Raw genomic sequence first — 8,301 nt, 5'->3', positions numbered from 1 at the left:
CTCCAATTGTCAGATGGTGTCTAACAATTGGGGTGCAGTTCATTCAGCGGGTTTTTTCTATAGGTTCTTTTTCGTTCCACTTTTGACAAAGTTCAAAAGAGGTTTGTAATCATTGCTGATCAAGCCGACACTTTCAACAAACAATTCAATCGCAATCGTAATGACGGCAATCAATATGATCGCGCCCCATACTTTTGCCATCGAGAAAATAACAGCCGCAAGACCAAACATCATTGCAATGGCATAAATAATTAAAACGGTCTGTTTATGAGTATACCCCGTGCGGAGCAGACAGTGATGTAAATGAGATTTATCTGGCGCAGATATTGGCTGATTGTTCAGCTTCCTGCGGATAATCGCAAAGATCGTATCAGAAATCGGCACCCCAAGAATGATGATCGGAATAATCAATGAGACCACCGTAACATTTTTAAAGCCTAAAAGTGAAAGAACACCAATAATAAAGCCAAGAAACAGCGCTCCTGTGTCCCCCATGAAAATTTTCGCTGGGTGAAAATTATATTTTAAAAAGCCGATAGCACTTGCTGCGACAATTAATGCCACACTCATTACATACATATCGCCTTTCATATAGGCCATTAAGCTAATTGTTAACAGTGCAATGGTGGAAACGCCTGCTGCGAGACCATCAAGACCATCAATTAAATTAATCGCATTTGTAATCGCGACAATCCATAAAATAGTTAGCGGAATGCTCAAGAAACCAAATTCAATCGCTCCACCAAATGGCAAATTAACAAAATTGATTTGAACACCACCGTACACGACGACGACAAGAGCAGCCATAATTTGGCCGGCTAATTTCACTTTAGCGGAAAGTTCAAACCGATCATCCAGCACGCCCGTTAAAATAATAACAAAGCTTCCAATGATGATGGCAGGGGTAAGCAGCGGCTGTTCATAAGAGTCAGGCCGCAGAACGATCATGCCGATTAAAAAGCTAATGAAAATAGCAAGTCCGCCCATACGAGGCATAATCCGCTGATGTACCTTTCGATAATTTGGCTTGTCAACAGCTCCAATGGCAAAGGCAAACTTCTTCACGAACGGCGTGATGGCAATCGAAGCCAGCACACAAATGATAAAAGCAAGTAAAACCATGTTGTCCTCCCTCAGTTAAATCAGAAGCATGTTTTTTATCTATATTGCAAATCGTATTTTTTACAAATTCTTATCAACTTCCATATTATAAAGGCAAAATCGTTTTATATCCACAAAAAACCGTGAAGAACGTTATATTTTCTTTCAGCCCGTCTTTTGATAAGATAAGATGATGGAAGTATTCCGGGGAGTGAAAAAAAGATGGTCTCTTTATTTCGTAAAAAAGATGCCGGTGATCGGCACATTAAAGAATACAAAAAAATAGTAGATGTTATTAACGGACTGGAAGCTGGCATCGAAGCATTAACAGATGATCAGCTGCGCGGGAAAACAGCTGAGTTTAAAGAAAGGCTGTCCAACGGGGAAACCATTGACGACATTAAACCTGAAGCTTTTGCGGTCGTCCGTGAAGCTGCAAAGCGTGTCCTAGGCATGCGCCATTACGATGTCCAGCTCATTGGCGGACTTGTCCTGACAGATGCAAATATTTCGGAGATGGCAACAGGTGAAGGTAAAACACTCGTTGCTTCATTGCCTAGTTATTTACGCGCACTTGAAGGAAAAGGGGTTCACGTGATTACCGTGAATGAATATTTGGCAAAGCGTGACCGCAATACGATTGGACCGCTTCATGAATTCCTCGGATTAACGGTCGGATTGAACTTGCCGATGATGGATCCCGAAGAAAAACAGAAAGCGTACCGTGCAGATATTACATATGGTGTCGGTACAGAATTCGGTTTCGATTATCTGCGTGACAACATGGCATGGGTTCCATCACAGCGCGTCCAGCGTCCCTATCACTTCGCCATCATTGATGAAGTGGACAGCGTATTAATCGACGAAGCGAAAACACCGCTTATTATCGCTGGAAAAATGCCGCCGGCGGCTGATCTTCATTATATCGGAGCACGCGTCGCAAAACGATTTGTCCGCGATGAAGATTACCAGCTCGATGACGAAACGAAAGCCGTCAGTTTAACAGAACAAGGGATTGAAAAAGTGGAAAAAGCGTTCGGTGTTGATAATTTGTACGAAATTGAACATCAGACACTTTATCATTACATGATTCAGGCAGTTCGCGCGCATGTCATGTTTGAGCGGGATGTGGATTACATTATTAAAGACGGAGCGATTTTACTTGTCGATATGTTTACCGGCCGTACGATGGAAGGACGCAACTTGAGTGACGGGCTTCACCAGGCGATTGAAGCGAAAGAAAACCTCGAAATTACGGATGAAAATAAAACACAAGCATCGATCACCATCCAAAATTACTTCCGTATGTATCCGTTTTTATCCGGAATGACCGGAACGGCAAAAACAGAAGAAAAAGAATTGCTCGAAGTTTACAATATGAAGGTGCTTAAAGTACCGGCCAACCGCCCTGTTCAACGAGTTGATATGCCTGACCGAATTTATCGGACCAAAAAAGAGAAATACGAAGCCGTGACAGCAGAAGTGGTTTCACGTCATGATAAAGGACAGCCTGTTCTCGTTGGGACTACATCCATTCTGCAGTCGGAAAAGATTGCTGAATACTTTAAAGAAGCGGGTCTTTCATTTGAAATTTTAAATGCGAAAAGTGTTGAACAAGAGGTAGAACTTATTTCCCGCTCCGGACAGCGTGGCCACATTACGATTGCTACGAATATGGCCGGACGCGGCACCGATATATTACTCGGTGAAGGGGTGCCGGAACTAGGCGGGCTCCATGTGCTTGGGACAGAGAGACATGAAAGCCGCCGTATCGACAATCAGTTGAAAGGCCGTGCCGGACGACAGGGTGATCCTGGGTCAAGCCAATTTATGATTTCACTTGAAGACGACATGTTCCGCCGGTTTGCAAAAGACGACCTTGAAAAGCTAGAGAAAAAATTGGTCACCGATGAAAACGGACAAGTGCAAAACAAAAAAATGCATGAATTTGTTGATCGTGTGCAGCGCATTGTCGAAGGCGCCAACTTTGCCATGCGTGAGTACAATTTGAAACTTGACGACGTTATTAATGAACAGCGCGGTGTTATTTTCGGTCTGCGAAACGCCATTATTGAGGATGATTCACAGCAGGAGCGTCTGATTGACATGATCAAACGGGCGGCACGCGAGGAGATTGACTTTTATTGCAACGAAGAAATGCCGGCTGAAGAATGGCAAATTGATGTTTTATCGGGTCATCTGCAAGCCATGTTTGGCGGGCGGGAAGTAGAGCTTCCAGACGAACCATCGAATCTAAAAGACATTATCGCCCCCATTGAGACGGTTATCATGCCATATATTAAATGGATCGAGGAACAGTACGGTCCCGAATGGGATGATTACGTGAAACGCATTATGATCAGCGATATCGACAAAGTCTGGGTGGATCACCTGGAACAAATGACACGTCTGAAAGAAGGAATTGGCCTCCGCCATTATCAGCAGGAAGACCCAATGCGTATATACGCACGTGAAGGCCTGCAGCTGTTCCAAAATATGTACCGTGACCTGCTGCGTGATATTTCTATAAAAACGGCTGCGCTTATAAACGAATTAACCAAGAAGGAGAATTAACGCATATGTTGTCTTTTTTTAAACGAAAAGGAAAGTCCGATACAGAGTTGAAAAGTGATGGACGGGAAAGCACTGTATCCGCTGGTGATATAACAGGTGATACAGCTTCGTCAAGCGATGAAGAAGTGACCACTTCCCTTTCCCTTCACCCGTCGCTTACTGTGCCTAAGGAACAAATGTATGTGCTCCGATTTTTAAATAATGAATTACCGCCATTGAAACGCAATCAGCTTTCTTTGTCCGGCATTGAATGGAATGAACATTCGGAGGGACTTGCCGTATCGGCTTTTGTCCGTAATACGGTAGAGCGCGAGATGTCACTTGGCGAAGTTCCTTTGCTTTTAATGAACGAAAAAAACGAGCTGAAGGCGCGCCATACGTTTCAGTTAAATGAACTCGGCGAAATTCCAGCCGATTCAAGCAGGCCGTGGACATTTATTTTCCCTGATTCTACTATCAATGATCATGTCGAACTCGGTAAAGAAAACTGGTCGATTGCTTTTGATGTAACCTCGCACACCCATATGCTGGAGCTTGATCCAAAGTGGGAAAAGTCACTCCCTGAAGAGGAAAAAGAAAAGCTTGAAAAAATTGTTGAACAACTAGGCGCTCCACAAAAGGATGAACTAAATTTTACCGGTTTAAGCGCCACTATGCTTGAAAACGGCAATCTTACAGTCGCTCTGTTTATCCGCAACGGTTACAAACGCAATGTCAACATTGAGCAGTTGCCTCTTCAGCTCATCGATGCATCTGGTGATACGGTCGCAGAAGGTCAATTTCATGTTGGCCAGCTTGAAATCCGTGCGAATACAACCAAGCCATGGACGTTTGTTTTTCCCGCTTCTCTCATCCTGAAAGAAAATCCGGATCTTACAAAGTGGAGCGTCCGTCTTGCACAATAATAAAAAAACTGGCGAGTGATACCCGCCAGTTTTTTTGTATAAGAAAAAGCATCCGTCATATGGACAGATGCTCACAGCTTTTTTACCAACCACGTTCATAAAACGAGTTATTTATATCCAAAACGGAAACTATATGTACATTTTATCATATCTTTCCTTACTTACAACTGTTATTTTCCTTATAATATCGATCACCTATGCAGCAATGCCAAAACAACGAATAAAAGTTGCTATTTTCTTTAGCTGCGTGATAAACCGTTTCTATTTAAATTGGAATCTATGTATAGAAAAACAGCCCAACCAAGGGCTGTTTTTATTAATAAAATCGTTTAAAGCTGTCGAATTTCGAAGCGAAATATAAATTATCCAAACTTGAAACTGTAATCCCGTTCGAGGAGCTTGCATGAATAAATTGATTTCCCCCAATGTATATACCCATGTGAGAAATTCCTTTTTTATATGTGTTGCTGAAGAAAACGAGATCGCCTGCTTTTGGACTTGAAATCTCATAGGAGCGATGATAAAACCCTTCTGTATTCGTCCTGCTTATACTTTTCCCCGCCATTTTATGAGCATAATAAATAAATCCGCTGCAGTCAAAACCAGCCGGTGATGAACCGCCCCAAACATATGGAATGCCCAGCAGCGAATTAGCGATGCTAAGCAAGCTGGAGCTAGAATAAGAACCAGAAGATGGATTGTTCACTTTCACCGGTGTGGATGGCATTGTCCCGCCTTTTGATCCAGCTCCAACTTTTAATTTTTGGCCGACGAAAATAGTATCTGACGTTAAATTATTTATTTGCTTTAATGATGCAGCTGTTATGCCGTATCGGGAAGCAATTGAGCTGAGTGAGTCGCCGCTTTTAACAATATATGTTCCGCTCGTCGTGGTTGTCGCTGGTCTCTTTGCCGTTGGCGCTTCTTTCCCACTAACTTTAAGCTTTTGACCAACATAGATCACGTCCGATTGTAACCCGTTCATTTGTTTTAATGACGCAACCGTTGTTTTATAGCGGGAAGCGATTGCTCCCAGAGAGTCTCCGCTTTTCACAGTATAAGTGCCGGGTGTCGTTAACGCCGGTTTACTTGTCGTTGGAGCAGCTGTCGTTGCTGGCGCTTTTCCGCTCACTTTTAACTTTTGACCGACATAAATAACATCTGACGTCAAACCGTTCATTTGTTTTAACGACGCAACCGTTGTTTTATAACGGGAAGCGATTGTGCCTAGTGAATCCCCACTCTTCACAGTGTATGTGGAAACTGTGGCAGATGATAAAATGGCAGTCTCACCTTCCTGTTTTTTTTCAGGAGCTGTCTTTATTGCCTCAGTTTCTAGTTTAACATGATCTTCTATTGATACTATGAGTTCGTCATGAATGGAAAGACGATCAGACTGTAAATCATTCATATCCATTAGTTGCACGACGCTAATTTTGTACCTATTGGCGATACTGAATAAGGTATCTCCTTCTTTTACTGTATACAGTTCCGAAGCATCCGCAGCGGCTGCCGCTCCTGTTGAAATGAAGGCTGCAGCTGTTAGCGAAACAACCATTTTATTCATTCAATCGCTCCCCTCTTTATTAACCATTTCTTTAACAATTATCGACATGATTTCGTTTTTATTCAGGAAAATGCTTTTAATTTAACGAAATCAGGAAAATAGTTATATATATTATCCTTTATTTTCTATTATTTATACCCTTTCCATTTTAAAAAGAAATTACCGGTTTTTTCGACAGCCAATTTACTCCCGCCCTGTTTCTCAGCATCTTCTACCAGTAAAGCGATGATGAAATCTGGCTGATTGGCGTTATAAGCGACAAATAGTCCATTTTCTTTCCCTGTTGTTCCCTGTTCGGCTTTGATTTCGGCAGTACCGGTCTTCCCTGAAATTTTCATACCTTCTACATTTGCGGCTTTCGCAGTCCCTTTTTCGACAACACCGCGCAGCCCTTTTTGTATAATCGCCGCTTGCTCTTCCGTTACAAGTTCTTTTTTCCAGACAGAAGGCTTCTCGTTTAACAAAAGGATCGGTTTCATCATATTTCCTTCATTTAAAAACGCTCCATACGCAGAAGCAAGATGGGTCATGCTTGTTAATACTTCGCCCTGGCCGTACCCTGTGTCAGCAAGCAAAATATCACTTTCTAATTGACCGCTGTTTGACAGCTGCGGTGCACGTAATGGATAGGTGAATGGGAATTTTTCACCAAATCCGAATGATTCTAACCCTTTTTTCATCTGCTCAGCACCTGTATCAAGTGCGGACATCGCAAAATAAATATTATCTGATGCTACAAATGCGGACTCAAGTGTGACTGGATCCCTGCTTGGAGTGACACGTGTAACACTGTAATTCCCCCACGACGCATCTTTTTTCCACTTTGTTCCTTCAATCTCTTTACCAGCTGCTGGGTCGAGCTTCCCTGTTTTCATTGCGACCGCTGCGGTAATCGGTTTAATTGTTGAACCTGGTGAATACGCGGCTGCAAATCGATTTAAAAGCGGCTGGAGCGGGTTGTCCTGCAGCTGTGCATACCTCTCTCCAGTCATCCCAAGCGTAAACTCATTCGGATTAAACGATGGGGATGACAGTGCGGCAAGTACTTCACCGGTTTTCGGATTAACAGCCGACGCTGTTCCTGCCTTTCCTTTCATTTCTCCATATAGTAACTTTTGCAATTCCGCATTGATTGTCACTTGTACATCCTGGCCATTTTTCGGGTTGGTCTTCGCGATAATAACAGGCTCCTGCTTTTCTTTATCAATAAAAATTTGCACGCCGTCTTTTTCTTTCAGCTTTTTTTCAAATAACTGTTCAAGACCGCGCTTGCCAATTTGATCGCCTTCTTTATACCCTTTGTTTTCTTTTAATTCTTCAGCGTTTATATCTCCGACGTACCCTGTTAAATGCGCGGCAGATTCTCCGTATGGATACACGCGCACCGCTTTAGAAGAAGCCGCAGCTCCTGGAATCGCCGTTGCTTTTTTAACAAGTGCTTCTTCAGTGGAAGCCACCGTTTTAAGTGGCACGAAGTAACCCTCCTGCACCCAGCTTTGCGACAATTGTTTATTTACTTCTTCCATAGACAAGTCAAGAACTTCAGCGACCTGCTGTTTCCCCTTATCATCTATTTCACCGGCTTTGGCGCCAATCTGAACCGCTGTTCCATTCATGGCAAGCGAGTTGCCATCACGGTCAAAAATACGCCCTCGCTCTCCTTCCAGCGTTTGAATGCGCACCTTATCTCCTTCTTCAAGCTCGGGTAAAAAATAAGACGGGTCCCAGTCAATATACCACTCGTTTCCATCCTCCGTTTCTTCGAGCTTCATGACCGCTTCTTTTTCAAACGAAATATCGCCGGCAAGTGTACTCATTTTCACTGAAAATGGGAGCCTTGCTGTTTTTTCATTATCATTTTGAACGTCGCCTTCTTCTGGCAATTCAATACTTGATGGATCCATCTGCAGGTCGTTCATCAATTTTTCATAGCGTTCAACGAATGTCTTTCGATCCATGTTCTGCTTCGTTTCTTTTGTAAAATATGTGTACATTTCCTCAACATCCCCTTTGCTCCATGCATTTGCATAGGCAGCAAAACGGTCTTCCGGTGCTTCCGGCCCTCCACAGCTACTGAGCAGCATCACTGAAAATAATATAAAAATAATAGGCAATTGTTTCATTGTATCCACCCTCCCTGTCATGACAATTATA

At 43.0% G+C, this 8,301-nt stretch carries 5 protein-coding genes; 2 read left to right on the top strand and 3 right to left on the bottom strand.

Annotated features, from left to right (window positions below; all coding sequences use genetic code 11):
• Positions 1–57 precede the first annotated feature (57 nt).
• Positions 58–1,122 carry a glycosyltransferase family 4 protein gene (locus BTO28_RS11790; protein ID WP_076766474.1) on the bottom strand — a complete coding sequence of 355 codons (1,065 nt, stop codon included), beginning with the start codon at positions 1,120–1,122 and terminating at the stop codon, positions 58–60.
• 201 nt (positions 1,123–1,323) lie between these two features.
• Here BTO28_RS11790 and secA2 point away from each other — a divergent pair, with 201 nt between their 5' ends.
• On the top strand, positions 1,324–3,675 hold the full coding sequence (secA2, locus tag BTO28_RS11785; protein WP_076766472.1) for an accessory Sec system translocase SecA2: 2,352 nt from the start codon (positions 1,324–1,326) through the stop codon (positions 3,673–3,675).
• 5 nt (positions 3,676–3,680) lie between these two features.
• A complete protein-coding gene (locus tag BTO28_RS11780; RefSeq protein ID WP_076766470.1) occupies positions 3,681–4,580 on the top strand; it encodes an accessory Sec system S-layer assembly protein in 900 nt (299 codons plus the stop codon).
• A 316-nt stretch (positions 4,581–4,896) separates the two neighbouring features.
• Here the strand turns inward: BTO28_RS11780 and BTO28_RS11775 are convergent, their stop codons facing one another.
• Positions 4,897–6,147 (bottom strand): C40 family peptidase, encoded by a 1,251-nt coding sequence (locus tag BTO28_RS11775; protein WP_076766469.1) that lies wholly within the window; start codon positions 6,145–6,147, stop codon positions 4,897–4,899.
• A gap of 128 nt (positions 6,148–6,275) precedes the next feature.
• The gene (locus tag BTO28_RS11770; RefSeq protein ID WP_076766467.1) at positions 6,276–8,270 is read right to left on the bottom strand and encodes a penicillin-binding transpeptidase domain-containing protein; all 1,995 of its coding nucleotides are present in this window, start codon (positions 8,268–8,270) and stop codon (positions 6,276–6,278) included.
• Positions 8,271–8,301: the final 31 nt, after the last annotated feature.

Source organism: Domibacillus epiphyticus, assembly GCF_001975785.1.
Classification (GTDB): domain Bacteria; phylum Bacillota; class Bacilli; order Bacillales; family Domibacillaceae; genus Domibacillus; species Domibacillus epiphyticus.
The sequence above is the reverse complement of the archived record's forward strand: the minus strand, read 5'-3'. Positions and strand labels throughout refer to the sequence as shown.

What these genes read in the sequence shown, in the direction of transcription:
- BTO28_RS11775 (WP_076766469.1), bottom strand. Translation starts at nt 6,147, where the DNA reads ATGAATAAAATGGTTGTTTCGCTAACAGCTGCAGCCTTCATTTCAACA.
- BTO28_RS11780 (WP_076766470.1), top strand. Translation starts at nt 3,681, where the DNA reads ATGTTGTCTTTTTTTAAACGAAAAGGAAAGTCCGATACAGAGTTGAAA.
- BTO28_RS11770 (WP_076766467.1), bottom strand. Translation starts at nt 8,270, where the DNA reads ATGAAACAATTGCCTATTATTTTTATATTATTTTCAGTGATGCTGCTC.
- secA2 (WP_076766472.1), top strand. Translation starts at nt 1,324, where the DNA reads ATGGTCTCTTTATTTCGTAAAAAAGATGCCGGTGATCGGCACATTAAA.
- BTO28_RS11790 (WP_076766474.1), bottom strand. Translation starts at nt 1,122, where the DNA reads ATGGTTTTACTTGCTTTTATCATTTGTGTGCTGGCTTCGATTGCCATC.